Origin of the sequence: Nocardioides sp., assembly GCF_030149505.1 — a bacterium.
GTDB lineage: Bacteria > Actinomycetota > Actinomycetes > Propionibacteriales > Nocardioidaceae > Nocardioides.
In genome coordinates this window covers 56430-80184 of sequence record NZ_JASBRN010000012.1, presented here as the reverse complement: position 1 = coordinate 80184, position 23755 = coordinate 56430, and the positions used below count along the sequence as shown (strand labels likewise).

Sequence of the window (23755 nt, the reverse complement as noted above, 5' to 3'; positions counted from 1 at the left end):
GCACCCCCGACTGGGATAACCTCCACACGCTTCACGCGCGAGTGGCGGAATAGGCAGACGCGCACGGTTCAGGTCCGTGTGTCCGAAAGGACGTGGGGGTTCAACTCCCCCCTCGCGCACGTGAGCGAAAGGCCCCGGGTCACCGACCCGGGGCCTTCGTCGTGCTCCCGCCGAGACCCGGGCGGGTCATCCACCGCGGCGTCCGTCGGCGACGACGGCGGTGCGGTGCACGGCGGCCCCCGCCACCAGGGCGATCACCCAGCCGAGCCCGATGCGGACCGGACCGTCGTCGAGGAGCCCGACCCCGAGGAGGGCGGTGAGCAGCACGCCTGCCGCCAGGAGGGCCGGGGCCGCCAGGCGGCGCAGCACCGCACTCATGCGATCAGGCCCCCTGTGGCACCGGGACGGACCGGGCCGGGCGGTGTGCGCCTGGCGCAGGCCCCGCAGGTGGGCTGCCAGGGTGCCACGCTGAGCTGGTCGGACTCGATGGCGGCGTTGCAGCGGGTGCAGCGCCCGTAGGTCCCGGCCCGCAGCCGCAGCCGAGCGGCCCGCACCTGCGTGAGCAGGTCCTCGACCGCGCGTCGGTGCGCCGCGGCGACCACGGTGCGGGGGGTGGTGGGCAGCTGGTCGAGCTGCCGCCGGCGCGCCTGCTCGAGCTCGAGCAGGAACCGCTCCAGGTGGGTCCGCGGTGTGAGCGCGCCACCGGGCAGCTGGGGGAGCGCGAGGAGCTGCCACGTCGGCCCGGGGGCCGGGGTCGGGGACGGGCGCGCTCCCCGGGCTGCTGGTGGTCGGACTGCTCCCGTCGGTACGACGCCCGCGGGGTGGTGGCCGGGGAACTGACGGGTCTGGCTGCGGCTGTGGGCCGGCAGGGGTGAGGAGAGCATCAGAGGTGGTCCTTGAGCAAGGTGTGCAGGGTGCACCCAGGGACGGGTGCCGCCACGCAGGCACCCGGGGACGGTGGGCTCGAGGATCAGACCGGAGGCGCGCGGTCGACGCTGCGACGCAGCAGGTCCAGGCCGCGGATCCCCCGCGCCTCCTCGCTCAGGCGCAGCGCGAGCAGCGCCGCCCCGGAGGGCACGTGCGAGGGCAGGTAGGAGCGATCGGCTGTCGCCGTCTCCAGCTCCCGGACCCGCGTCATGCCGCGGACCATAGCAACGTTCCCGCCTCGCGACAGCCCGGCGCGGACGACTCCCCCGACCGAGCGGTCCACCACGTGGCCGCGCCGACCCGGCCACGTCGGCCGCGGCACTCAGCGGCGTACGTCGACGCGCCCGTCGGAGCGCACCGGGGCTCCCTCGGCGCGCAGCAACTCCACGGCCGTGCCCCCGTGGCAGTCGGCGGGCCGGCCGTCGGCACGCACCACCCGCCACCACGCGACCCGGTCGCCGTGCAGCCGCATGACGGTCCCGACCTGGCGCGGTCCGCCGCGACCCACGACGGCCGCGACGGCGCCGTACGTCGTCACGTGGCCGGGCTGAACCGCGTCGACCACGCGCAGCACCGCCTCGACGTACTCCTCGTCCACGTCGCCGCTCGCCTCCATCCGCTCCGTCCGGCTCCGTCCGGCTCCGTCCCGCTCCGTGCTCGGCGTCAGTCTGCCCCGAACGCCGAGGGCGTCCGACTCCAGCGGCTCGTCACCGCCAGATGCGCGCGCCCAGGACGTCGTCCCTGCAGGATGTCGCCATGCGGATCGCGGTGGCGGGTGCGACGGGGACGGTGGGCCGGCACGTGGTATCGGTGGCTGGTGAGCGGGGGCACGAGGTGGTGCCGCTGTCCCGCGCGACGGGCGTCGACCTGACGACCGGGACCGGGCTCCCGCAGCGACTGGAGGGTGTCGAGGTGATCGTCGACGTCGCCAACACCACGGCCCAGTCCCGGCGCGGGGCGGAGGCGTTCTTCGGCGCGGTCACCGGCGGCCTGCTCGACGCCGAACGCGTGGCGGGTGTGGGCCACCACGTCGCGCTCTCGATCATCGGGGTCGACGGCGTGCCGTCGGGCTACTACGCCGGGAAGCGGCTGCAGGAGCGGTTGCTGCGCGAGTCGGACCAGCCGTGGAGCCTGCTGCGGGCGGGGCAGTTCCACGAGTTCGGCGAGCAGGCACTCGGGTTCGTACGGGTCGGGCCGTGGTCGCTGGTGCCGGTCATGCGCTCGCAGCCCGTCGCAGCCCGCGAGGTCGCGGAGGCGTTGGTCGCCCTGGTGGAGCAGGGACCCTCCGGCCGGGTGCCGGACCTGGCCGGCCCGGAGGTGCTCTCGGTCCCGGACATGGCGCGCGAGGTCGCCCGGGTCAAGGCCCTGGGCCGCCGCGTCGTGGCCGTGCGCTTGCCCGGCGCCGCGGGGCGCGGCATGCGCGACGGGACGCTCACGGCGCAGGGCGACCCGACGGCCACGCTCGCGACCACGCCCTTCGCGCAGTGGCTGGCCGAGGAGGCCGCTCGGCCGGGAGGCTGAGCGGCGCGCCCCAGGTCAGTGCCCGACCGGGACCTCGGCGTCCTCGGGAGCGTCCTCGGGTGCGTGCCGCGGCAGCACGAGCGCGAGCCCGACCACCGCGAGGGCGATCACCGCGCCCAGGCCGAAGGCCCACTGCAAGCCGCCGACGAGCGCCTCGGCCTCGCCGGCGCCCTCCTCGGCGAGGGCCGCCGCACGGCTGGAGAGGATCGTGACCGACACCGCGGTGCCGATCGCGCCCGCGACCTGCTGCGTGGTGCCGAGCAGCGAGCTGCCGTGGGAGTAGAGGTGCGGCGGCAGCGCACCGAGGCCGAGGGTGAAGACCGGGGTGAAGATGCCGGCCAGGCTCACCATCAGCAGCACGTGCGCGCCCACGACGAATGCGACCGGGGTCGACTCGCCCAGCATCGCCAGGGCGCCGAGCGCCACGACCATGCCGACCGCGCCTGGCACGACCAGGGGGCGGCTGCCGACCCGGTCGAAGGCGCGGCCCACGCGGGGGCCGAGCAGGCCCATGAGGATGCCGCCCGGCGCGACGACCAGCCCCGTGGCCAGCGGCGAGAGGCCACGGACGTCCTGCAGGTAGAGCGGCAGCAGGATCAGCGCTGCCAGCATCGCCATGAACGCCACCGCCATGAGCGAGATCGACACGGCGTACGTGCGGTGGGAGAGCGTGCGCAGGTCGAGCAGCGGCTCGCCGGTGCGCTGCAGCCGGAGCTGGCGGTGGACGAAGAGCCCGACGACCAGCAGGCCCAGCACGGCCGGCACCTCGGCGGGCACCGAGCCGCCTGCGCCCTCGCCCAGGCCGCTGAGTCCGTAGACCAGGCTGCCGAAGCCCAGTGCGGCCAGCACGACCGACGCCACGTCCACCCGGCCCGCGGTCGGCTCGCCCACGTCGGGCAGGCGGCGCAGCGAGACCACGGTGATGAGCACCGCGATCGGCAGGACGACGAGGAAGAGCCCGCGCCACGAGGTGAGCGCCAGGATCACGCCGGAGACGGCCGGGCCGAGCGCCGGGGCGACCGAGATCGCCAGGGTCACGTTGCCCATGACCCGGCCACGGTCGTGCACGGGGACGATCTTCATGATCGTGGTCATCAGCAGCGGCATCATCACCGCGGTGCCGGCCGCCTGCACGACCCGGCCCGCGACCAGCACCCAGAAGACCGGCGCGAGCGCGGCGACGAGGGTGCCGGCGCAGAAGGTCAGCATCGCGAGCGTGAACGCCTGGCGCGTCGTCACCCGCTGCAGGAACCAGCCGGTCACCGGGATCACCGTCGCCATCGTCAGCAGGAACGCCGTCGAGAGCCACTGCGCCGAGCGCGCGGTCACGTCGAACTCCACCATCAGCCGCGGGATCGCGTTGACCATGATCGTCTCGTTGAGGATCACGATGAAGGTCGCGAGGACCAGCCAGCGCAGCACGCCGTAGTCGACGGGCGCGTCGGCGCGCTCGGGGGCGGCTGTGGTGGGCGAGGTCATGCGGGGCTCCAGACGAGGCAGCGGGTGAGCAGGGGAGCGGGACCGGTGGTCCGGCGTCGACGGGCGTGCGAGGGCGCGGCCACGGACAGTCTGACCTGGGCCAGCCCTCGAACTCATCGGGTTATTCCGCCCCCCGCCCGGCCCTCCACCGGGTGCCGGCCGTCTGCCTAGGCTCGGGACGTGAAGCAGACACTCGCCCGACTGGTCGACAGCGCCCTGGACCGCTCGGTGGTGCTGGGCTACACCGCGGTCGGCTCCGACGTACGACGCCGGCTGCCGACCTGGCCCGCCGACCCTGCCCCGGGGTCGATGACCGGCCGGCGCGTCGTGGTCACCGGGGCCACGTCGGGCATCGGCGAGGCGATGGCGCGCTCCTTCCTCGACCTGGGCGCGACCGTGCACCTGCTCGGTCGCAACGCCGACAAGGTCGCGGCGTACGCCAGGGAGCTGCGCCAGGCCGTCCCGAACGCCGACGTGGTCGAGGAGGTCTGCGATGTCTCCGACCTCGACGCCGTCCGCGCGTGGTGCACCGACCTGGTCGGCCGCGTCGACGCGCTGCACGGGCTGGTGCACAACGCCGGCGTCATGCCGCCCGAGCGCACCGAGAGCCCGCAGGGCCACGAGCTCTCGCTGGCCTGCCACGTCCTCGGCCCGCACCTCATGACCACCCTCCTGCGGGACCAGCTCCTCGCGGGCCCGGCGAGCGTGGTCTGGATGAGCTCCGGCGGGATGTACGGCGCCTCGCTGCACGCGCAGGACGCCGACGACGTGGAGTTCCGCCGCGGGGAGTACGACGGGGTGCAGGCCTACGCCCGCACCAAGCGGATGCAGGTCGTCATGGCCGACGCGTGGGCCGAGCAGCTGCGCGGGACCGGGGTGCTGGTCGAGTCGATGCACCCCGGCTGGGCCACCACCCCCGGCGTCACCGAGAGCCTGCCCCGCTTCGACCGCCTCACGCGCCGCGTGAAGCGCACGCCCGCCGACGGCGCCGACACCGCGGTCTGGTTGGTCGCCACCCGGCCCCCGTCGCAGCCGGGCCACTTCTGGCACGACCGGCGCCAGCGGCCCACGACCTTCGGCTGGCAGCGGGCCGAGGACCCCGCCCTGCGCGCCCGACTGCTCGCCTACGTCGCCGAGGCCACGGGTGCCGCCTCCCTCGCCTGATCCCGCAGCCGCCGCCCCCGGCGGTCCAGTCGGTCCCGCCGGGGCGACGCTGCACGTGGGCATCGACCTGGCCTGGGGCACCACCGCGCGCACGGGGGTGGCGGCGGTCGACGCCGACGGCCGGTTGCTGCGCTCGGGCACCGTCGTCACCGACGAGGAGCTCGACGCCTGGCTGGGTGGGCTGCCCGGGCCGTGGGGGGTCGTGGCCGTCGACGCCCCGCTGGAGGTCCCGAACGCCACCGGGACCCGCGGCGCCGAGCGCGAGCTGACCTCGGCGTACGGCCGCTACGGCTGCGGGTGCCACGTCGCCAACCGCTCGCGCCCGTGGTTCGACCCGCCCCGCGAGGGCGTCGGTCCTCCGTTGGTCGAGCAGCCCGAGCCGCTGGGCGAGGGCGTCGTCGAGACCGCGTGAGCTGGCTGTGGTCGGCGACCACGGAGGGGTACGGCGGTCTCGACGACGGCTCGCTGGCGCTCGCCGGCAGAGACCGACGGTGGCGGGGCGGGAGAGACCCACGGTGGGGACCGATACTGGTCGCCGTGTCCCGCCGAACCCGCCTGCTGCTCCTGCTGCTGCTCGTCGTGGTCGTCAACCTCGGCCCGCTCGGCTCGTGGTGGACCCAGGAGCGGTTGGACCGCGACGGCGTCTCCGAGCGCGTGGCCGCCTCGACCGAGGGCATGCCGGAGGGGCAGGTGGTCGTCGCCCTGCCGCCGGCGGTGACCGAGGCGGTCGCCCCGGACGACGCCGCCGAGGGCGAGGAGCCGGGCGAGGCCGGTCTCCTCGCGCGCACGGCCACCCTCGAGCCCGCGGCGTACGACGACGCGGTGGCCACCGGGGAGGTCGAGGTCACCTGGCTCGAGGACGACCCCGCGACGTACCGGGTCGAGGGCGAGCAGGGCGGCACCGGGCAGGCGACCCTGCTGGTCGTCAACGCCGGGGTGCTGCTCCTCGTCGCCGTCGTGCTGCTGCTGCGCGGCCGGACCCGCCCCGAGCTGCGGATGGTGGCGACCGCCGACGTGCGACGGGTGCCGCCGGGCCCGCTGCTGGAGCGGGTCGAGGGCAATGACTACGTCGTGCGCGGGGACGTGGAGTCGCTGACCGAGGACGAGCTGGTGCTGGCGGTGGCCGACCGGCGCGTGCGGGTCCTGCTGGACGGGCACGCCAACCCGGCGTCGTACCAGCACTCGGTCGAGGTGCGCGGCACCATGATCGGGTGAGGGTCGCGCTGGGCCTCCCCTGACAGACTCGGAGCCATGACCTCGCTCCAGGACTTCTCCGCGCGCTCCATCGACGGGCGCGACATCGACCTCTCGGAGTACAAGGGCCAGGTGGTCCTTGTCGTGAACACGGCCTCGCAGTGCGGCTTCACCCCGCAGTACCAGGGCCTCCAGCAGCTGCACGACACCTACAGCGCGCGTGGCTTCACCGTGCTGGGCTTCCCGTGCGACCAGTTCGGCCACCAGGAGCCGGGCGACGACGCGGAGATCGCCGGTTTCTGCGAGCGCAACTTCGGCGTGACCTTCCCGCTCTTCTCCAAGATCGAGGTCAACGGCGACGGGGCGCACCCGCTCTACCAGTGGCTGCGCTCGGAGAAGGGCGGCCTGCTGGGCAGCAAGATCAAGTGGAACTTCACCAAGTACCTCCTCGGCAAGGACGGCCAGGTCCTCGGCCGCTACTCGCCCACCACCAAGCCCGAGAAGATCGCCGCCGACATCGAGAAGGCCCTCGCCGCGTGACCCGCTTCACCGCCGGCACCGAGGCCAGCGCGGTCATCACCGCGAGCCGCGAGGAGGTCTGGGCGCTGCTCGAGGACCCCGACGCGATCGCGGAGATGACCCCCTTCGTCCGGCGGATCACCGCCGACGGGGACCACTGGACCTGGGAGCTCGGCGGGATCGAGGTGCTGGGCAGGTCGGTCTCGCCGGTCTTCACCGAGCGGATGGACTTCGACGAGCCGAGCCGGATCGAGTTCACCCACGACCCGCCCGCTGGGCGCACCGAGCGGTCCGCGGTCGAGGGGTGGTACGACCTGGCCGAGCACGACGAGGGCACCCTGCTGCGCACCAGCCTGGAGATCTGCCTCGACCTCCCGCTGCCCCGGCTCTCCTCCAAGGCGGTCACCGCCACGATGAAGGGTGTCGTCGGGAAGATGGGCGACCGGTTCGCCGACAACCTGCTCGCCCGGTTGGGCGCGCGGGAGGTCTGAGCGCGGGGTAGTCCGAATCATTTCTGATGCTCAGCGCGAGCTGGGTATCACAGGTGATTCGGAGTACGCCGCCGCGCGCACCCCCACACGCACGAGCCCGCCCCCGGTCGGACCGGGGGCGGGCTCTGGTGCGTGGAGGCTCAGACGAGCACGTCGGAGTCGTCGGCCGCCTCGTCGAGGTCGGTCTCCGACAGCGCGTGGCCGCCGGCAGCCAGGTGCGGGCGCTGCAGCTTCTCACCCTCGACGTCGACGTTCGGCAGGATCTTGTCCAGCCACGTGGGAATCCACCAGGCCCTCTCACCCAGCAGGAAGAGCAGCGCAGGGATCAGGGCCATCCGGACGATGAAGGCGTCGAAGACGATCGCGGCCGCCAGAGCGAAGCCCATCGACTTGATGATGGCGTCCTCCTGCAGCATGAAGGCCGCGAAGACGGCGATCATGATCGTGGCGGCCGCGGTGACGACCCGGGCCGAGTTGCGGAAGCCGTCGATGACCGCTTCGGCGGTGCTCCTGCCATGCACGTGCGCCTCACGCATGCGCGTGACCAGGAAGACCTGGTAGTCCATCGCCAGACCGAAGACCAGACCGATCAGGAAGATAGGCATGAAGCTGACGATCGGCTGTCCCTCGAAGAGGCCGAAGGCGCCCTGGCTGAACACCGCCACCGTCGCCCCGAGGGTGGCCAGGACGGAGAGCAGGAACCCCAGCGTCGCCGTGAGCGGGACCAGGATGGACCGGAAGACGAGGATGAGCAGGATGAATGCGAGACCGATGACGATCGCGAGGTAGATCGGCAGCGCGTCGCCGAGACGGTCCGAGACGTCGGTGGTGATCGCGGTCAGGCCGGTCACGCCGGTATCGGTCCCGGTCTCCTGTTCGATCGCGTCCTCACCCTCCCTGAGGTCGGCCAACAGATCCTGCGCCTCGGAGGACTCCGGGCCGAACTCAGGTACGACTTGGACCAGGGCCCCGGTGGCGGGACTGCGGACGTCGCCCCGAGGGGTGACTTCTGCGTTGGTCGCGACCACCTGTGCGTTGGTCACGCCGTCCTGGCCGCCTGCCCAGTCGGCGACCTCCTGGAAGGCGGTCTGACGCTCCTGCTCGGCAACGTCCCGGGCGTCCACGACCACCAGGAGCGGGCCTTCGCGTCCTGGCCCGAAGGCGTCGGCGATGAGGTCCGACGCCTTGCGCTGGGTGGTGTCGGCCGGAGCGGTCGAGTCGGTGGGGAAGGCGAGCTGCAGGTCCTTCAGCGGGATGGCGATGGAGGCGAGCCCGATGACCGTCACCGCGATCACGGCCAGCGGTGCCCGTCGGATGAGGCGGGCCCAACGCACACCGTTGTTGAGGATCTGGCCATCTGCCTCCCGAGCCGGCTGGTAGCGACGGACGCGACCGCCGAAGGCGCGCTTGCCCAGCATGCCCAGGAGTGCGGGCAGCAGCGTGAGTGCGACGAGGACCGCCACGGTCACCGTCGCGGCGGCGGCGAGTCCCATGACGGTGAGGAAGGGGATCCTGACCACCGACAGCGCGGACAGCGCGATGAGCACGGTGAGGCCGGCGAAGACGACGGCCGAGCCGGCTGTTCCGACGGCTACGCCGACGGCGGCCTCCCGGTCGTCGGTGTGGTGCAGTTCGGTGCGGTAGCGGGCCAGGATGAACAGGGTGTAGTCGATACCGACGGCGATCCCGATCATCGTGGCGAGGATCGTGGCGGACTGGTTGATGTCCAAGAAGGCGGTGAGTCCGGTGACGCCGGCCAAGCCGATGGCGACGCCGATGATGGCGTTGAACAGGGGCATTCCGGCCGCCATCAACGAACCGAACGTCAGGACGAGGACGATGAGGGCCACAGCGAGGCCCAGCGCCTCCGACGACGCCTCGGGCGGGGAGAGCGGGCTGGCTCCGGGCCCGTTGGCCTCCACGCGAAGCCCCGACTCACGGGCCTCGGCCATGACCTCCTCCAGCTCATCGATCGTTGTGGGCTCGACCTCCACCGGCGAGTCGGCGTCCCACTCGAACGTCAGAATGCCGGTGCGGCCGTCGTCGGTGAGAGGGGACAGCGCGGCCGCGTTCGCCCGGGCGCGCTCGATCGACTCCGGGCCTCCGCCCTGGCTGCGGGCAGCCCCGACGAGCTGCTCCTCGATCTGCGCGGCGCCCTCGACGGGACCCACGATGATCGGGTCCTGCGCCTGCTGAGGGAGGTCCGCGATGGCCGCGGAGAGCGAGGTGATCTCGCGCTGCCACCTACGGTCGTCCAGCCTCTCGCCGCGCGGAGCCTGGATCACGACGTTGACGGCCGTGGAATCGAAAGCGCTCTCGGCCCCGGGGAACAGCTCGGCCTGGAGGTCGGCCGCCTCCTCGGACGGGATGCCAGGGATGCTTACTTCTTCGCTCAAAGGTTCGGAGAAGGCGGCCGCGAAGGCGCCGAGTCCGATCAGCAGGGCCAACCAGCCGGCGAGGAAGAGCCGCCAGCGCCGGAAGGCGGTCGTGCCGAGACGGTGCAGCAGGGTGGCCATGGAAGCTCCTGAGGTGAGGGTCGAGCGGCAGGTGGACGGGTGGTTCAAGGCGCGGTGAACAGATCTCCGGCCAAGCGGACGTGGTCGAGGAAGAGTTCAGCGAGTTCCGGATCGTCGGCGGCGCCCCGGCTGAAGGACTCCAGTGCGACGTCGAAGACCGCGATGAGCTGGCCGACCGCGAGTCGGGCGCGCACGGTCCCGAAGTCCGCGCCCTCGCGTTCGAGGATCAGGCCGACGATCTGCTCGGCGACCTCCTCGAAGCGCTCGTGGATGACGGTGATCAGCCGCGGCGAGGCGGTCAGCACATCGCGACGCGATCGCGCCGCCTCGCGGTCGATCGTCTGCGACGCGAGTAGCTGCCGTGTGAGCTCGCCCAGGTCGTCGACCAGCCGGCCGTGCGGACCGCCCGAACGGAAGGTCTCGGCGATCGGAGCGAGTTCGGGGGATGAGAAGTCAGGGGGCTCGCCGCCCCCGAGGACGGCGTCGACCTTGCTCGGGAAGTAGTTGAACAGGGTGCGGCGCGAGACCTCGGCCTGTGTGGCCAGTTCGTCCATGGTGAAGCCGTCGAAGCCGGCCTCCAGGCACAGGCGCTGGGCGCACCGCACGATGCGGCGACGCGTCTGCTCCTGCTTCTGCACCCGCCCCCCGAGGGTGCGTGCTGCACTCATGGCCATGGAGTGCATTCTGCACTAAGCGTTCAAGGGTGCAAAAATGTGAGGGCGGTCACAGCGACGTCAGACCGACCGGGTGTGGCGGGCCGGCCACGCTCGGTGCGCCGCCAGTGGTCCGGTCATAGTGGTCACGCGTGACTTGCCGGTAACCGCGACCCCGGCGGAGAGTGGCGAGGTGACCCCGACCGCCGGCCGAGCAGCCACCACGTCGTCGTACTCCATCACCATGCGCCTGCACACCGCGCCCGACCACGGCGTGGTCGGACGGGTGGCCACCGCGATCTCGGAGGTCGGCGGGATCGTCACCGGCATCGACGTCGCGGAGTCGAGCCACGAGCGGCTCGTCGTCGACGTGACCTGCTCGGCCGCCGACGCCGAGCACGCCGAGCGGCTGCAGGCGGCGGCCGCCGCGCAGCCCGGCGTGACGGTGCACAAGACCAGCGACCGGGTTTTCCTGCTGCACATCGGCGGCAAGATCGAGGTCTCGTCCAAGGTGCCGCTGCGCAACCGCGACGACCTGTCGATGGCCTACACCCCCGGCGTCGGGCGGGTCAGCCTCGCGCTGGCCGAGCACCCCGAGGACGTGCGCCGGCTGACCGTGAAGGGCAACTCCGTGGCGGTCGTGACCGACGGCTCGGCCGTGCTCGGGCTCGGCAACATCGGCCCCGGCGCGGCGCTGCCGGTGATGGAGGGCAAGGCGGCGCTCTTCAAGCGGTTCGCCGACATCGACGCCTGGCCGATCTGCCTGGACTCCCAGGACACCGACGAGATCGTGCGCGCGGTGCAGCTGATCGCCCCCGGGTTCGGCGGGATCAACCTCGAGGACATCGCCGCCCCGCGCTGCTTCGAGATCGAGCGCCGGCTGCGCGAGACCCTCGACATCCCGGTCTTCCACGACGACCAGCACGGCACCGCGATCGTGGTCCTGGCCGCCCTCACCAACGCAATGCGCGTGGTCGGGAAGGAGCTCGGCTCGGTCCGCGCGGTGGTCGCAGGTGCCGGTGCTGCGGGCACCGCCATCGTCACGCTCATGATCGCCGCCGGGGTCACCGACGTCGTGGTCTTCGACAAGGAGGGCTGTCTGTCGGCCGACGACGAGACGCTGCCGCCGGCCAAGGCCCAGCTCGCCGCCGCCACCAACCCCCGCCGCGTGCGCGGCGACCTCCGGGCCGCGCTGGACGGCGCCGACGTGTTCATCGGCGTATCGGCCCCGGGCGTGCTCCAGGCCGAGTGGATCGCCGACATGGCCGAGCAGCCGGTCGTCTTCGCCCTGGCCAACCCCGACCCGGAGGTCGATCCCGCCGACGCGGCGAGGTACGCCGCGGTCGTGGCCTCGGGCCGCTCGGACTACCCCAACCAGATCAACAACGTGCTCGCCTTCCCCGGCGTCTTCCGCGGCCTGCTCGACGCCCGCGCCACCGACGTCTCCGTCGACATGATGCTGCGGGCAGCCGCCGCGATCGCCGGCGTCGTCACCGACGACCAGCTCAACCCCGACTTCATCATCCCCAGCGTCTTCCACCCCGACGTCCCGACCGCGGTGGCCACCGCGATCCGGGAGGGCTGAGCTCCACGCCGCCGACGCTCACTCCGTCGGGTCGGCGCGCCACTCCTCGGGCGTCCGGACGAGCACCTGCCGCTCCAGCGCGCGGGCGGCGTCGCTGCGCAGCTCGGCGCGCACCGTGACGGCGTACGGGCCCTCGCGCAGCAGCAGGCTGCCCTCCCACGCGCCGTCGTCGGTCGCCTGCGGCGTCCAGACGTACGCCGTCGCGCCGCCGCGCAGGGTCCGGACCACCCCGCGCGCGTCCTCGCCGTGGAGGTCGTCGAAGAACCGCACCGCCGGCTTCCGAGCGGTGACCTCGCTGTAGGTGACCACGACGGGACGACCGCGGACGTTCTGCGTGCAGGTCCACATGGCCGGGCGGGTGTAGGTCGGGTTGCGCTCGAGCTCGTCGACGCACTCGAGCTGGTCGGGCCGGAAGGAGGGGAACACCCGGGTGAGGCCGTCGGTGCCCCGCGGGCGCCCGCACTGCTCGGGAGCATCGACCTCCTCGCCGTCCCAGCAGGTCACGGATCCGGTCGCCGAGGCGGGCTCGGTCTCCCCGAGGAGCAGCCGGCCGCCCATCCCGCCGGTGACCGCGAGCCCGACCAGGAGCGGCAGCACGACCAGCACGGTGCGTCGCGCACCGGGACGGGAGGCGGCCCGCGGGCTCTCGTCGAGCACGGTGTCGTCGCGCACGAGCGGGTCAGGGCCCGGGGGCTCCTCGGTCTCCGACGTGCGCACCGGTCTCACCCGGCCGCGTGGACGGCGTGGAGCGCGGCCCCGACGACGCCCGCCTTGTTGCGCAGGGTCGCCGGGATGATCTCGGTGTCGATCTCCAGCAGCGGGAGGAACTCCTCGGACCGCTTGCTGATGCCGCCACCGACCAGGAAGAGGTCGGGGGAGAAGAGCCGCTCGAGGTGGCGGTAGTAGTCCGTGAGCCGGGCCGCCCACTCCTCCATCGAGAGGTCCTCGCTCTCGCGGGCCCGGTTGGAGGCCCGCTCCTCGGCGACAGCCCCGCCGATCGCCCCGCCGACCAGCAGGTGGCCGAGCTCGGAGTTGGGCACGAGCACCCCGTCGTGGACCATCGCCGAGCCGATGCCGGTGCCGAGGGTCGTGAGGATGACCAGGCCACGGCGGCCCGCGGCGGCGCCGTACCGCACCTCGGCGAGGCCGGCGGCGTCCGCGTCGTTGACGACGTGCACCTCGCGGGATGTGGCCTCGCTGAAGAGCGCGTCGGCGTCGACCCCGACCCAGGAGTCGTCGATGTTGGCCGCGGAGCCGACCACGCCGTGCCGGACGATCCCGGGGACCGTGACGCCGACCGGGCCGCCGGCCTCGGGGAACGCGGCGAGCAGTTCGACGAAGACCGCTGCCACCGCGTCCGGCGTGGCCGGCCGGGGAGTAGGGATGCGGACGCGCTCGACCGCGAAGTCACCGGAGTCGAGGTCGACGGGGGCACCCTTGATGCCGGTGCCACCGAAGTCGATGCCGAGGGGGAGCGCACTCATCGGGGCCATCCCACCGCGGCGGGTGCCGTCGGGGCAACCGTTGCGTCCGCACGGATCTTCACGAGACCAGCGGGCTGGACCAGTGACCAAGGTCCCTGGTGGCCGCCCGTGGGGCGCGCAGCCTGGTGCCATGTCCTACGGGGTCCTCGGCTCGCGCGCCGGCCACCTGCTGGTGGAGACGCTGCGCGGCGCGGGCACGAGCCGCAGTGACGTGGCCCTCCAGGCCTTCCTGCTCGCCCGGGGACCGGTGTGGGTGCAGGGCCGGCTGACACTCACGTCCCTGCACGCCACCTTCGTCCCGCACCGCGTGGGAGCGGGAGCCGGCACGCTCACGCTGGACCTGGTCGACGTGGCCGGGGTCGAGCTGGGCGGTGGCGTGGTGCAGCGGTCGGTGGGGCTGCGCACGGCGACCCACGTCGCGCGGTTCCGCTGCCTGGGAGCCCCCGCGCTGGCAGAACAGGCCGCGCGGGCCGTCGACGCGGCCCGGCGTACGTCTCGGAAGCGGTGAGGGGTCGCCCGCCGACGGAGAGATTTACAAACACATACCTCTTGTCAACCTGCTTGACATTCCCTATCTTCTTGTCAAGCAGATGAGGTGACACCCGTCACCGCAGGAGGTGGAGATGTCCGAGACGATCCCGAACAGCACGGTCCCCGCGGGGTCGACCGAGGCCTGGAAGGACACGAAGCGCTACCTGTGGCTGATCGGCCTGGTGGTGCCCTCCCTGGCGTTCCTCGCCGTCGGGCTGTACGCCGCCACCGACTGGACCGTGTGGCTGTGGATCGGTCCGATCGTGATCCTGGGTGTCGTCCCCGCGATCGACCTGGTCGCGGGTCTCGACCGCTCCAACCCGCCCGACGACGCGATCGAGGCGCTGGAGAACGACAAGTACTACCGGTGGGTGACCTACCTCTTCCTGCCGATCCAGTACGCCGGGTTCGTCGCCGCGATGTACCTCATCGCCGGCGGGACGCCCTTCGGCATGGAGGAGCTCAGCACCCTCGGCAAGCTGGGCCTGGCCATCTCCATCGGTTGCATCGGCGGCATCGGCATCAACACCGCCCACGAGCTGGGCCACAAGCGCGAGGCCAACGAGCGCTGGCTGGCCAAGATCGCGCTGGCGCAGGTCTTCTACGGCCACTTCTACATCGAGCACAACCGCGGCCACCACGTCCGCGTCGCCACCCCCGAGGACCCTGCCTCGAGCCGGATGGGCGAGAACTTCTACCAGTTCTGGCCGCGCACCGTCGCCGGGTCGCTCAAGAGCGCCTGGGAGCTGGAGGCCAAGCGCTACCAGCGCAAGAAGACCCACCCGTTCCACCTCGGCAACGACGTGCTCAACGCCTGGCTGATGTCGGTCGTGCTCTGGGGTGCGCTGGTGGTCTGGCTCGGCCCCTCGATCCTGCCCTTCCTCGTGGTGCAGGCGGTCATCGGCTTCTCGCTGCTCGAGGTCGTCAACTACATGGAGCACTACGGGATGCTGCGCCAGAAGGTCGGCTCCGGCGAGCGCCAGCGCTACGAGCGGGTCGACCCCTCGCACTCGTGGAACTCCAACAACATCGCCACCAACGTGCTGCTCTACCACCTGCAGCGCCACAGCGACCACCACGCGAACCCGACCCGTCGCTACCAGACGCTGCGCGACTTCGAGGAGAGCCCCGTGCTGCCCACCGGGTACGCTGGCATGATCGTGCTCAGCCTGGTCCCGCCGCTCTTCCGCCGGGTCATGGACCAGCGGGTGCTCGCCCACTTCGACGGCGACCTGACGCGGGCCAACCTCAGCCCCCGCAAGCGCGACAAGATCCTCGCGAAGTACCCGCCGCCGGTCCGCGAGCTGGCCCCCACCGCCGCCGAGGTGGCTGCCGCGGCTGCCGCCGCCACGCAGACCGACGAGGTGCTGGCCGCTCGCTGCCCGGGCTGCTCCTACACCTACGAGGTCGCCGTGGGCAACGAGCTCGAGGGCTTCGCGGCCGGCACCGCCTGGAAGGACATCCCCGACGACTGGTGCTGCCCCGACTGCGGCGTGCGCGAGAAGGTCGACTTCGTCCCGCTGAGCCCGAGCGAGGTCTCCTGATGCCGCGGATCATCGCCGACCTCGGCACCTGCGAGGGCCTCGGCATGTGCGAGGCGATGGCCTCGGACTACTTCGAGGTCCGTGAGGACGACGACGGCGTGGAGATGGTCCACGTCCTCTCCGAGGACGTCCCCGAGCCCGACCGCGCGCACGTCCACGCCGCCACGCAGGCCTGCCCCGTGCTGGCCCTGAGCCTGGTCGACTGACCCGGGCACCCCGCACCACCACCGCCCCGCCGTACGACGCCGTGCCCTCGCTCACGCTCAGCCACCCAGTTCCTAGACTGGGCCGCGTGAGCGAGGGAGCGGCGACGATGCGGGAGCGCGTCGTCGACGCCGCCGTGCGGCTGACCGGCGAGGTCGGCTGGTCGCAGGTCACCATGGCCCGCCTCGCCGAGGTCGTCGGGGTCTCCCGGCAGACCGTCTACAACGAGGTCGGCACCAAGCCCGGTCTCGCCGAGGCGATGATCCTGCGCGAGCTCGACCGCTTCCTCGGCGTGGTCACCGAGGCCTTCGACGCCCACCCCGAGGACCTGGTCGCCGCGATCCGCACCTCGGCCGAGCACGTCCTCGAGCACGCCCAGGGCAACGACCTGCTGCACGCGGTCGTCTCGGCCACCCACGGCGCCGACACCGAGCTGCTGCCGCTGCTCACCACGCACGCCGAGTCGCTGCTCGTCGCGGCCAAGGCCGTCATCGCCGAGCGGATCGTCCCCTACGACGTGGCCATCGCCGGGGAGCACCTCGACGCCGCCATCGACATGGTCGTGCGGGTCGTCCTCTCCCACGTCATGCAGCCCTCGGCCCCCCCGGCGCAGACCGCCGAGTCGATCGCCTGGATCGCCGCCCGGGTCCTGGGGTAGGTCGTCGGAAGGTTCATCGGCCGGCCGATGAACCTTGCCGTTGGACGATGACCTTCCATCGGCCGGGGGCAAGGTCTGTCGGCCGGCCGATGAACCTTGCCCGGCTCAGGCGGCGGCGCGGGCCCGGGCGAGCTCGAGGGCCTCGGTGAAGGCGCGGGTGACGTACGGCGGGACGGGGAGCCCCTTGTCGCGGGCCCACAACAGCTCCATCTCGACCCGGGCGATCTGGGCGGTGAAGTCGGAGTCCTCGTCGATGTGCAGGGTGCGCATGACGTCGCCGAAGTCGGCCAGCTGCTCGGGGTTGTTGGCGCCGACCGGGGAGAAGGAGAGGCGCCTCATCAGCCGCACGAGGAAGCGCTGCCAGGGCGCCAGCTCGGCCCACAGGCCGCGGGCGGAGAGCTGGTAGAAGGCGTAGTGCCCGGGCTCCTGGCGCTTGATCGGCGCGATGACGGTCTCGGCGATGGCGGTCTCGCCCATCTCGCGGACACCGTCGTGGAGCAGGTTGTAGGCCAGCACCGCGGAGCGCTCGGTGGCCATGCCGGTCACGTAGTAGAGCATCCGGCACACGTCCTGGAACGGCCCGAGGTGCGCCAGCGCTCCCAGCACCTTGAGCTTCGTGCCGATCGAGTCGAGGTCGGCGTCGGCGGGCTGGCGGCCCAGCCGCACCTGCAGCGCGTCGAGGATCCGGCCGTGCTGGATCTCCTGCGGCTGCCAGACGTCGCGGTAGAAGAAGACGTCCACCTCGGGCGGGTCCGGCAGCATCGTGGTGAGCTCGAGGACGTTGCGGTCGACCTCGAGCTCCACGCGCGCCATGTAGTCGAGGACGTGCCCGAACCGCGCCTCGAAGGCCAGCGGGTCCCGCACGGTCAGGTCGACGGCGTCCAGCGGGATGGGCGGGTGCTCCTCGCCCAGGCGGGCGACGTGCTCGACCAGGCGGTCGGCTGAGGTGGCGGGCACGGCGCCCACCCTAGGCGTGCGCGAGCGGTCAGGTCGGACGATCACCTGTGGCGTTCGTCGCCGCCGCCTACCCTGGATGTCAGGCAGACCAGGGGAGGACCGTGCGCGTGCGGCGACCAGGACCCACCGCCGGCCGGTTCCGCGGTCCGGTGGCGCTGCGCACTGCCCTCGCCTCGGCCGTGGTCGGCTCGGTCCTGCTGGCCGCGTGCAGCGCGGGTGAGACCGCCATCGACGACCCGCGGGCCCCGGTGTCGGACGGCGCCGCTGGCAGCGGGGACGCCGTGGCGCAGCCGTCGGCGCAGCCGGGCGTGGTCGGCCTGGACCCGGCGTACGCCGTTGATCCGCCGGGGCGGTTCAAGAGCCTGCCGCGCACCGCGGACATCGTCGTGCAGGCGCAGGACACGATCGACGACGAGACCGTGGCCGCGATCGAGGCGATCGAGGGCGTGGCGGCCGTGGAACGGTTCAGCTTGCTGCAGGTCTCGATCGAGAACCGCGTGCTGAACCTCGCCGCCGTGGACCCGGCGACCTACCGTCGTTACGCGCCCGGCCAGCTCCCGCAGAACCAGGAGATCTGGGACCGGGTCGCCGCCGGTGAGCTGGCCGTGGGCAAGGCGGTGGCCAAGCGGCTGCCGCTGGACGAGGACGACTTCGTGCCGCTCACGACCGAGGTGCCGCCGATCCACCTCGGCGTGATGGCACCGCAGATCGAGAACGCCGTCGACGCGGTGGTCAACGAGAAGTGGGGCGAGGCGCTGGGGGCGGTCCCCGGCAATGCCCTGCTCGTCTCCGGGGAGCTCACGGTTCCCCCCGACGTGATCACCGGTCCGCTCACGAAGATGTTGCCTGAGAGCAGCTCGATCGAGCGGCTCGACGCTGTGGCACGCTACGGCCTCGACCCCGACGCCGTGCAGACCGCGCAAGTTGTGGGCTCTGTCGCAGACGCCGTGGGCACTTTCACCTACCGCCCCATCGGCGGTGGCCGGATCGCGCCCGACCCGGCGTGGGTGCGGGCCAACATCAGCACCCAGGTGGTGCCGATCCTCGGTAGCGTCACCTGCAACAAGGCTGTGTTTCCGCAGCTTCGTGCCGCCCTGGAGGAAATCGTGTTGTCCGATCTCGCGGACGAGATCAATGTGGACGAGTACGCGGGTTGCTATTATCCACGATTCATTGCAGGATCGACAACACTGAGCAATCACTCTTTCGGTCTGGCACTGGACTTAAATGTGCCAGGCAATCAGCGAGGTACCGTCGGTTCCATGCACCGGGGTATCGTGGACATCTTTAAACGGTGGGGCTTCAATTGGGGTGGCGACTGGGCTTATACTGATCCGATGCACTTCGAGCTCGCTCGATTAGTATCACCCAAATAGATGAGAACTTAATCTCGGGAGACATCATGTTTTGGAATCGCCTAATTGGGGCTGCGGTAGGCGCGGTCGGAATCACTTTGATGCCTGCAGTGCCGCCAAGCCACGCCGTGGCGACGTGCGCCTACACCGATCCCTGCGCCTTCGATATAGCGACGGAAGCAGGTGGCGCCTCCATGAATTCCAACACCGGCGGCCGCGCGGTGGCGCGCGGAAAGATTAATTTCACCACTGTCCGAAACTTTGCCGTTACCGAAGTCGAGGTCATCGACAAGTGTAATGCGCAGGGAACTGGCGACGGGCTCGGCGCGTACCTGTTGGTGCAAGCAGATTTTGGTAATGGAGCCGAATACGTGCAACGCTTTCCGACCCCCTTTAAAGATGTCGATGGATGCAACAATGGCGGTTTTTCCAGCCCAGGCATCAGTTATGCGTTCGAGAGCGGAAAGATTCGGCGCGTGCGAGTGCAGATCTTGGAATGCGATGGTTCGGACGGATTGCCCGGCGACTCGGATTGCTTCGACAACACGTTTAGCGCTTGGAAAGATAATCCGCATTATCCCTAGAGTTACGGCTCGTCAGGCGCAAGTCGGACCATTTCGCCGCACGCACACTCGATCCTCCTCAAAAGCAAACTGAAACTGGTCAGGACTCACTGAGCGCCGCGGCCACCTCGTCGGCCACGCGCGCCATCGTGACCCGCGCCCGGGCGGGGTCCTCGGTGAGGAAGTAGTGGTCGGTGCGGGGGGTGACGTCGTGCCACACCTCGACGCCGGCCTCGCGCAGCCGCTGCGCGTAGGCGTCGCCGTCGCGGCGCAGGGTGTCGCGCTCGGCGGTCATCACCAGCGCGCGCGGGAGCCCCTCGAGGGAGTCGGCCAGGAGCGGGGAGGCGTACGCCGAGCGCCGCGACTCCTCGACGGGGAAGTACGCCCGGCGCACGAGTGCGCGCAGCGAGGGGTTGATCTGTCCGGTCCCGCCCGGGACGTCGGTGGCGAGGTCGAGGGCCGGGACCCCGAGCACCTGCAGCCGCGGGCTGAACGAACCGGTCTCGCGCGCCATCAGGCACACCGCGGCGGCCATCCCTCCGCCGGACGAGAACCCGCCGACCGACACCGGGCCCTGGGCCGCGGCCCAGGCCGCCACGTCGTGGGCCTCCTCCTGGGCCTGCGGGAAGACGGCGTACGGCGCAGTGCGGAAGTCGACGTTGAGCACCCGGACACCCGCGGTGGCCGCGAGGTAGCGGCACCACCAGTCGTCCATGAACGGGTGGCGCATCAGCCAGGCCCCGCCGTGCAGGTGGACGTGGGTCGGGCCGCCGGCTCCCCAGACCGGCGGCTCGTAGCTCCACACGGTGACCTCGCCGTGGCGGGTGGGCACCCGCAGGCGGGTCGGCCGGGGCAGGTCGGAGCCCGCGAAGCGCAGCCCCTCGCCGTACCTCACCGTCCAGCGTGCGGTGTGGTGCATCAAGGTCACACTGATCCGGTCCGACAGCCTCACCCCGGGTGTTCGGAGCGGTGCCGGAAGGGGATGGGCGGGCGGATAGGTTGGCCCGCATGCGAGCCGTGCAGGTCGTCGAGACCACCGGACCCGAGCACCTGCAGGTGCGCGAGGTCCCCGACCCCCAGCCCGGAGCGGGCGAGGTCCTCATCGAGGTGCACAGCGTCGGGGTGTCCTTCCCCGACCTGCTGCTCTCGCGAGGCGAGTACCAGCTGAAGCCGGAGCCGCCGTTCACCCTCGGCGTGGACGTCGCGGGCGTCGTCGTCTCGGCGCCCGAGGACTCCGGCTTCGCCGCGGGCGACCGGGTCGCGGCGGTGGGTCCGTACGGCGGTGCCTCGGAGCTGGCCGCCTTCCACCCCGACGCGGTCTTCGCGCTGCCGGACTCCTTGTCCTTCGACGAGGGCGCCGCGCTGCCGATGAACTACCTCACCGCGCAGTTCGCGCTCGACGAGCGGGCCGGCCTGCGGGAGGGCGAGACCGTGCTGGTGCACGGCGCGGCCGGCGGCGTCGGCACCGCCTCGATCCAGGTGGCCCGCGGCATGGGCGCACGGGTCATCGCGGTCTGCTCGACGCAGGAGAAGTGCGACTACGCCACGGCCGCCGGGGCCGACGAGGCCGTGCTGCTCGAGGGCTTCCGCGATTCCGTCGGCGCGTTGACCGGTGGTCAGGGTGTCGACGTGGTCGTCGACGTCGTGGGTGGGTCGGCCTTCACCGACTCGTTGCGCTCGCTGGCGCCCCAGGGCCGGCTGCTCGTCGTGGGCTTCGCCGCCGGCGCGGGCATCCCCGAGGTGAAGGTCAACCGGCTGCTGCTCAACAACGTCGACGTCCGCGGGGTCGGCTGGGGCGCCTACGCCATGGTGCGGCCCGGCTACATGAAGCGGCAGTGGGAGGCGCTGCCGCCGATGGTGGAGTCCGGTGTCGTGAAGCCGCCGATCGGCGCGACGTACGCCCTCGACCAGCTCGGCGCCGCGCTGGTCGACATGGACCAGCGACGCACCCTGGGCAAGTCGGTCGTGCACGTGCGGGAGGCCGGGCAGTGAGCGACCACGAGCACGCGCACGACCACAGCCACGAGCACGGCGAGGACGAGGGCGAGGAGCTGCCGACCGGGGAGAAGGTGCGCCGGGCCGGGCACATCGTCCTCGACGCGGTCGTCGCCTCGGACCTCGGCGGTGACGACGCGGAGGCGGCCGAGGCCGCGCTGGAGCTGGTCTTCTCCCACCTGCTGGAGATCGACGCCATCGAGCTGCTCCTCGACGAGGAGGCCCAGGAGTTCGAGCTGGACATCTCGCCCCTCATCGGCGGCACCCTGCTCGTCGTACGCCGGCTCGTCGCCGAGCTCGCCGCCCGGGACGGGGTGGACGAGGAGGCGGTCGTGATGTCGGTGCGGGCGGCGCTGGACGCGGCTGCGGCGGGGTAGGTCGCTCCGGTCGGGTGGCCCCGCGGGCTAGGGTCGCCGTCGTGAGCATCCTCGACGACGCCCGCGCGGGCATGGACCCGGCCGTCCGACCCCAGGACGACCTCTTCGGACACGTCAACGGCCGCTGGCTCGCGGAGACCGAGATCCCCTCGGACCGCTCGAGCTGGGGACCGTTCGTGCAGCTGGCCGACGAGGCCGAGCAGCACGTGCGCGCGATCATCGAGGAGCTGGCCGCGAACGGTGGCGAGAGCGAGGACGCCCGCAAGATCGGCGACCTGTACGCCTCCTTCATGGACACCGACGCCATCAACGCCAAGGGCCTGCGCCCGGTGCAGCCGCTCGTCGACGCGGTCGGCGCGCTGCGCGACCTGCGTGACCTGGCCGCCTTCCTCGGCGAGCTCGAGCGGGTCGGCGGCCACGGGGTCTTCGGGTCCTACGTCGACACCGACGACAAGGACTCCGACCGCTACCTCGTCAACCTCGTCCAGGGAGGTCTCGGCCTGCCCGACGAGTCGTACTACCGCGAGGACAAGCACGCCGAGACCCGCGAGAAGTACGTCGCCTACCTCACCCGCCTGCTCGAGCTCGGCGGCACCGGCGCCGACTGGCTCGGCGACCCGGCCGCGGCGGCGCGCACGGTGCTCGACATCGACACCCGGATCGCGGCCGGCCACTGGGAGCGCGCGGAGACCCGTGACGTCCAGAAGACCTACAACCTGCACACGCTCGAGCAGCTGCGCACCCTGCTGCCCGCCTTCGACCTCGACGTCTACGTCACCAACCTCTCGGCCGGGAAGCGCACCGCCGAGGACCTGCTGGCCGAGGTCAACGTGCGCCAGCCGTCGTTCTTCGCCGGCCTCTCGCAGGTGCTCGCCGAGGTCCCGCTCGACCAGTGGCGCCCGTGGCTGCTGACCCGCGTGCTGCGCTCGGCCGCGCCGTACCTCACCGATGACCTGGTCGAGACCAACTTCGACTTCTACGGCCGCACCCTCAACGGCACCCCCGAGCTGCGGGCACGGTGGAAGCGCGGCGTCGCGCTCGTCGAGGGCGCGCTCGGCGAGGCGGTCGGCAAGGAGTACGTCGCGCGGCACTTCCCCCCGACCTCCAAGGCGATGATGGAGGAGCTGGTCGCCAACCTGCTCGCGGCCTACCGCCAGTCCATCGAGGCGCTCGACTGGATGACCGAGGAGACCAAGCTCCGCGCGTACGAGAAGCTCGAGACCTTCCGCCCGAAGATCGGCTACCCCGACACCTTCCGCGACTACTCGGCGCTCGAGGTGCGTCCCGACGACCTCATGGGCAACGTGGCCGCGGCCTCGGCGTTCGAGACCGACCGCCAGCTGGCCAAGATCGGCTCGCCGGTCGACCGCGACGAGTGGCACATGCTGCCGCAGACGGTGAACGCCTACTACAACCCCGGCACCAACGAGATCTGCTTCCCCGCGGGCATCCTGCAGAAGCCGTTCTTCTCCCCCGACGCCCACCCGGCGGAGAACTACGGCGGCATCGGCGCGGTCATCGGCCACGAGGTCGGCCACGGCTTCGACGACCAGGGCGCGCAGTTCGACCCGCTGGGCAACCTGCGCGACTGGTGGACCCCGGCCGACAAGGCCGCCTTCGAGGAGAAGTCCAAGAAGCTGGTCGAGCAGTACGACGGGTTCGAGCCGCGCGCGCTGCCCGGCGAGAAGGTCAACGGTCAGCTGACCGTCGGCGAGAACATCGGCGACCTCGGGGGCCTCACCATCGGCCACAAGGCCTACGTCATCTCCACCGACGGCACCGCGACGATCGAGGACCGGCGCACCCTGTTCATGAACTGGGCCTACGTCTGGCGCACCAAGCGCCGCCCCGAGCAGGAGCGGCAGTACCTCACCATCGACCCGCACTCGCCGCCGGAGTTCCGCGCCAACATCGTGCGCAACCTCGACGAGTTCCACGAGGTCTTCGAGACCGCGCCCGGCGACGGGCTGTGGCTGGACCCGCAGGAGCGCGTCCGGATCTGGTGACGAGGACGCGCCAGCGGACTCCTCGATGGTGG

At 71.8% G+C, this 23755-nt stretch carries 27 protein-coding genes and 1 tRNA gene; 17 read left to right on the top strand and 11 right to left on the bottom strand.

Annotated elements, in window-relative coordinates:
• The first annotated feature begins 35 nt into the window (after positions 1-35).
• Positions 36-119 (top strand) — tRNA-Leu (locus tag Q1V71_RS02035).
• A gap of 67 nt (positions 120-186) precedes the next feature.
• Here Q1V71_RS02035 and Q1V71_RS02030 read toward each other — a convergent pair.
• The 4 genes from Q1V71_RS02030 to Q1V71_RS02015 form a co-directional block, all read right to left on the bottom strand.
• On the bottom strand, positions 187-378 hold the full coding sequence (locus Q1V71_RS02030) for a hypothetical protein (RefSeq protein WP_300640051.1): 192 nt from the start codon (positions 376-378) through the stop codon (positions 187-189).
• Positions 375-884 (bottom strand): hypothetical protein, encoded by a 510-nt coding sequence (locus tag Q1V71_RS02025; RefSeq protein WP_300640048.1) that lies wholly within the window; start codon positions 882-884, stop codon positions 375-377. The genes Q1V71_RS02030 and Q1V71_RS02025 overlap by 4 nt, the downstream gene beginning before the upstream one ends.
• An 86-nt stretch (positions 885-970) precedes the next feature.
• The gene (locus Q1V71_RS02020; protein WP_300640045.1) at positions 971-1138 is read right to left on the bottom strand and encodes a hypothetical protein; all 168 of its coding nucleotides are present in this window, start codon (positions 1136-1138) and stop codon (positions 971-973) included.
• Positions 1139-1249: 111 nt separating this feature from the next.
• The gene (locus Q1V71_RS02015) at positions 1250-1543 is read right to left on the bottom strand and encodes an MGMT family protein (RefSeq protein ID WP_300640042.1); all 294 of its coding nucleotides are present in this window, start codon (positions 1541-1543) and stop codon (positions 1250-1252) included.
• 140 nt (positions 1544-1683) lie between these two features.
• On the opposite strand from Q1V71_RS02015, the gene Q1V71_RS02010 reads away from it, so the two are divergent.
• Positions 1684-2448, top strand: coding sequence for an SDR family oxidoreductase (locus tag Q1V71_RS02010; RefSeq protein ID WP_300640039.1), 765 nt, complete (start codon positions 1684-1686; stop codon positions 2446-2448).
• 15 nt (positions 2449-2463) lie between these two features.
• Here the strand turns inward: Q1V71_RS02010 and Q1V71_RS02005 are convergent, their stop codons facing one another.
• Complete coding sequence (locus tag Q1V71_RS02005; protein ID WP_300640036.1) at positions 2464-3927, bottom strand: MDR family MFS transporter; 1464 nt, start codon at positions 3925-3927, stop codon at positions 2464-2466.
• Positions 3928-4107: 180 nt separating this feature from the next.
• Here Q1V71_RS02005 and Q1V71_RS02000 point away from each other — a divergent pair, with 180 nt between their 5' ends.
• The 5 genes from Q1V71_RS02000 to Q1V71_RS01980 all read left to right on the top strand — a co-directional run bounded on the left by Q1V71_RS02000 (position 4108) and on the right by Q1V71_RS01980 (position 7295).
• Positions 4108-5091, top strand: coding sequence for an SDR family NAD(P)-dependent oxidoreductase (locus tag Q1V71_RS02000; RefSeq protein WP_300640033.1), 984 nt, complete (start codon positions 4108-4110; stop codon positions 5089-5091).
• 55 nt (positions 5092-5146) lie between these two features.
• On the top strand, positions 5147-5503 hold the full coding sequence (locus tag Q1V71_RS01995; RefSeq protein ID WP_300640030.1) for a DUF429 domain-containing protein: 357 nt from the start codon (positions 5147-5149) through the stop codon (positions 5501-5503).
• A 125-nt stretch (positions 5504-5628) separates the two neighbouring features.
• Positions 5629-6306, top strand: a complete 678-nt coding sequence (locus Q1V71_RS01990) for a hypothetical protein (protein ID WP_300640028.1) — start codon at positions 5629-5631, stop codon at positions 6304-6306.
• Between the two features lie 36 nt (positions 6307-6342).
• Positions 6343-6825, top strand: coding sequence for a glutathione peroxidase (locus tag Q1V71_RS01985; RefSeq protein WP_300640025.1), 483 nt, complete (start codon positions 6343-6345; stop codon positions 6823-6825).
• Entirely contained in the window at positions 6822-7295 is a 474-nt protein-coding gene (locus Q1V71_RS01980; protein WP_300640022.1) for an SRPBCC family protein, read from the top strand. Before Q1V71_RS01985 ends, Q1V71_RS01980 begins: the two co-directional genes overlap by 4 nt.
• 140 nt (positions 7296-7435) lie before the next feature.
• Here Q1V71_RS01980 and Q1V71_RS01975 read toward each other — a convergent pair whose 3' ends face one another.
• Both Q1V71_RS01975 and Q1V71_RS01970 read right to left on the bottom strand, forming a co-directional pair.
• The gene (locus Q1V71_RS01975; RefSeq protein WP_300640019.1) at positions 7436-9811 is read right to left on the bottom strand and encodes an MMPL family transporter; all 2376 of its coding nucleotides are present in this window, start codon (positions 9809-9811) and stop codon (positions 7436-7438) included.
• Between the two features lie 44 nt (positions 9812-9855).
• Positions 9856-10449, bottom strand: a complete 594-nt coding sequence (locus tag Q1V71_RS01970; RefSeq protein WP_300640016.1) for a TetR/AcrR family transcriptional regulator — start codon at positions 10447-10449, stop codon at positions 9856-9858.
• 259 nt (positions 10450-10708) lie between these two features.
• On the opposite strand from Q1V71_RS01970, the gene Q1V71_RS01965 reads away from it, so the two are divergent.
• Entirely contained in the window at positions 10709-12049 is a 1341-nt protein-coding gene (locus Q1V71_RS01965; RefSeq protein WP_300640247.1) for an NAD-dependent malic enzyme, read from the top strand.
• Positions 12050-12067: 18 nt separating this feature from the next.
• Here Q1V71_RS01965 and Q1V71_RS01960 read toward each other — a convergent pair whose 3' ends face one another.
• Both Q1V71_RS01960 and ppgK read right to left on the bottom strand, forming a co-directional pair.
• On the bottom strand, positions 12068-12766 hold the full coding sequence (locus Q1V71_RS01960; RefSeq protein WP_300640013.1) for a hypothetical protein: 699 nt from the start codon (positions 12764-12766) through the stop codon (positions 12068-12070).
• A gap of 5 nt (positions 12767-12771) precedes the next feature.
• On the bottom strand, positions 12772-13533 hold the full coding sequence (gene ppgK / locus Q1V71_RS01955; RefSeq protein WP_300640010.1) for a polyphosphate--glucose phosphotransferase: 762 nt from the start codon (positions 13531-13533) through the stop codon (positions 12772-12774).
• A gap of 130 nt (positions 13534-13663) precedes the next feature.
• Here ppgK and Q1V71_RS01950 point away from each other — a divergent pair, with 130 nt between their 5' ends.
• The 4 genes from Q1V71_RS01950 to Q1V71_RS01935 all read left to right on the top strand — a co-directional run bounded on the left by Q1V71_RS01950 (position 13664) and on the right by Q1V71_RS01935 (position 16470).
• Positions 13664-14041 carry a hypothetical protein gene (locus tag Q1V71_RS01950; protein WP_300640008.1) on the top strand — a complete coding sequence of 126 codons (378 nt, stop codon included), beginning with the start codon at positions 13664-13666 and terminating at the stop codon, positions 14039-14041.
• A gap of 115 nt (positions 14042-14156) precedes the next feature.
• Positions 14157-15608, top strand: coding sequence for a fatty acid desaturase (locus Q1V71_RS01945; protein ID WP_300640005.1), 1452 nt, complete (start codon positions 14157-14159; stop codon positions 15606-15608).
• A complete protein-coding gene (locus tag Q1V71_RS01940; protein ID WP_300640002.1) occupies positions 15608-15814 on the top strand; it encodes a ferredoxin in 207 nt (68 codons plus the stop codon). Before Q1V71_RS01945 ends, Q1V71_RS01940 begins: the two co-directional genes overlap by 1 nt.
• 86 nt (positions 15815-15900) lie before the next feature.
• Positions 15901-16470: a TetR family transcriptional regulator gene (locus Q1V71_RS01935; RefSeq protein ID WP_300639999.1), complete on the top strand. Its 570-nt coding sequence runs from the start codon at positions 15901-15903 to the stop codon at positions 16468-16470.
• Positions 16471-16575: 105 nt separating this feature from the next.
• Here the strand turns inward: Q1V71_RS01935 and Q1V71_RS01930 are convergent, their stop codons facing one another.
• Positions 16576-17427 (bottom strand): GTP-binding protein LepA, encoded by an 852-nt coding sequence (locus tag Q1V71_RS01930; protein ID WP_300639996.1) that lies wholly within the window; start codon positions 17425-17427, stop codon positions 16576-16578.
• Between the two features lie 149 nt (positions 17428-17576).
• Here Q1V71_RS01930 and Q1V71_RS01925 point away from each other — a divergent pair, with 149 nt between their 5' ends.
• Both Q1V71_RS01925 and Q1V71_RS01920 read left to right on the top strand, forming a co-directional pair.
• Positions 17577-18803, top strand: a complete 1227-nt coding sequence (locus Q1V71_RS01925) for a M15 family metallopeptidase (RefSeq protein WP_300639993.1) — start codon at positions 17577-17579, stop codon at positions 18801-18803.
• A gap of 80 nt (positions 18804-18883) precedes the next feature.
• Complete coding sequence (locus Q1V71_RS01920) at positions 18884-19366, top strand: hypothetical protein (protein WP_300639990.1); 483 nt, start codon at positions 18884-18886, stop codon at positions 19364-19366.
• 79 nt (positions 19367-19445) lie between these two features.
• Here Q1V71_RS01920 and Q1V71_RS01915 read toward each other — a convergent pair whose 3' ends face one another.
• The gene (locus tag Q1V71_RS01915; protein ID WP_300639987.1) at positions 19446-20264 is read right to left on the bottom strand and encodes an alpha/beta hydrolase fold domain-containing protein; all 819 of its coding nucleotides are present in this window, start codon (positions 20262-20264) and stop codon (positions 19446-19448) included.
• Between the two features lie 89 nt (positions 20265-20353).
• Here Q1V71_RS01915 and Q1V71_RS01910 point away from each other — a divergent pair, with 89 nt between their 5' ends.
• The 3 genes from Q1V71_RS01910 to Q1V71_RS01900 are packed head-to-tail and all read left to right on the top strand — an operon-like array spanning position 20354 to position 23723.
• On the top strand, positions 20354-21337 hold the full coding sequence (locus tag Q1V71_RS01910) for an NADPH:quinone oxidoreductase family protein (protein ID WP_300639983.1): 984 nt from the start codon (positions 20354-20356) through the stop codon (positions 21335-21337).
• Entirely contained in the window at positions 21334-21717 is a 384-nt protein-coding gene (locus Q1V71_RS01905; protein WP_300639980.1) for a hypothetical protein, read from the top strand. The genes Q1V71_RS01910 and Q1V71_RS01905 overlap by 4 nt, the downstream gene beginning before the upstream one ends.
• A gap of 41 nt (positions 21718-21758) precedes the next feature.
• Positions 21759-23723: a M13-type metalloendopeptidase gene (locus tag Q1V71_RS01900; protein WP_300639977.1), complete on the top strand. Its 1965-nt coding sequence runs from the start codon at positions 21759-21761 to the stop codon at positions 23721-23723.
• The last annotated feature ends 32 nt before the right edge of the window (positions 23724-23755 follow it).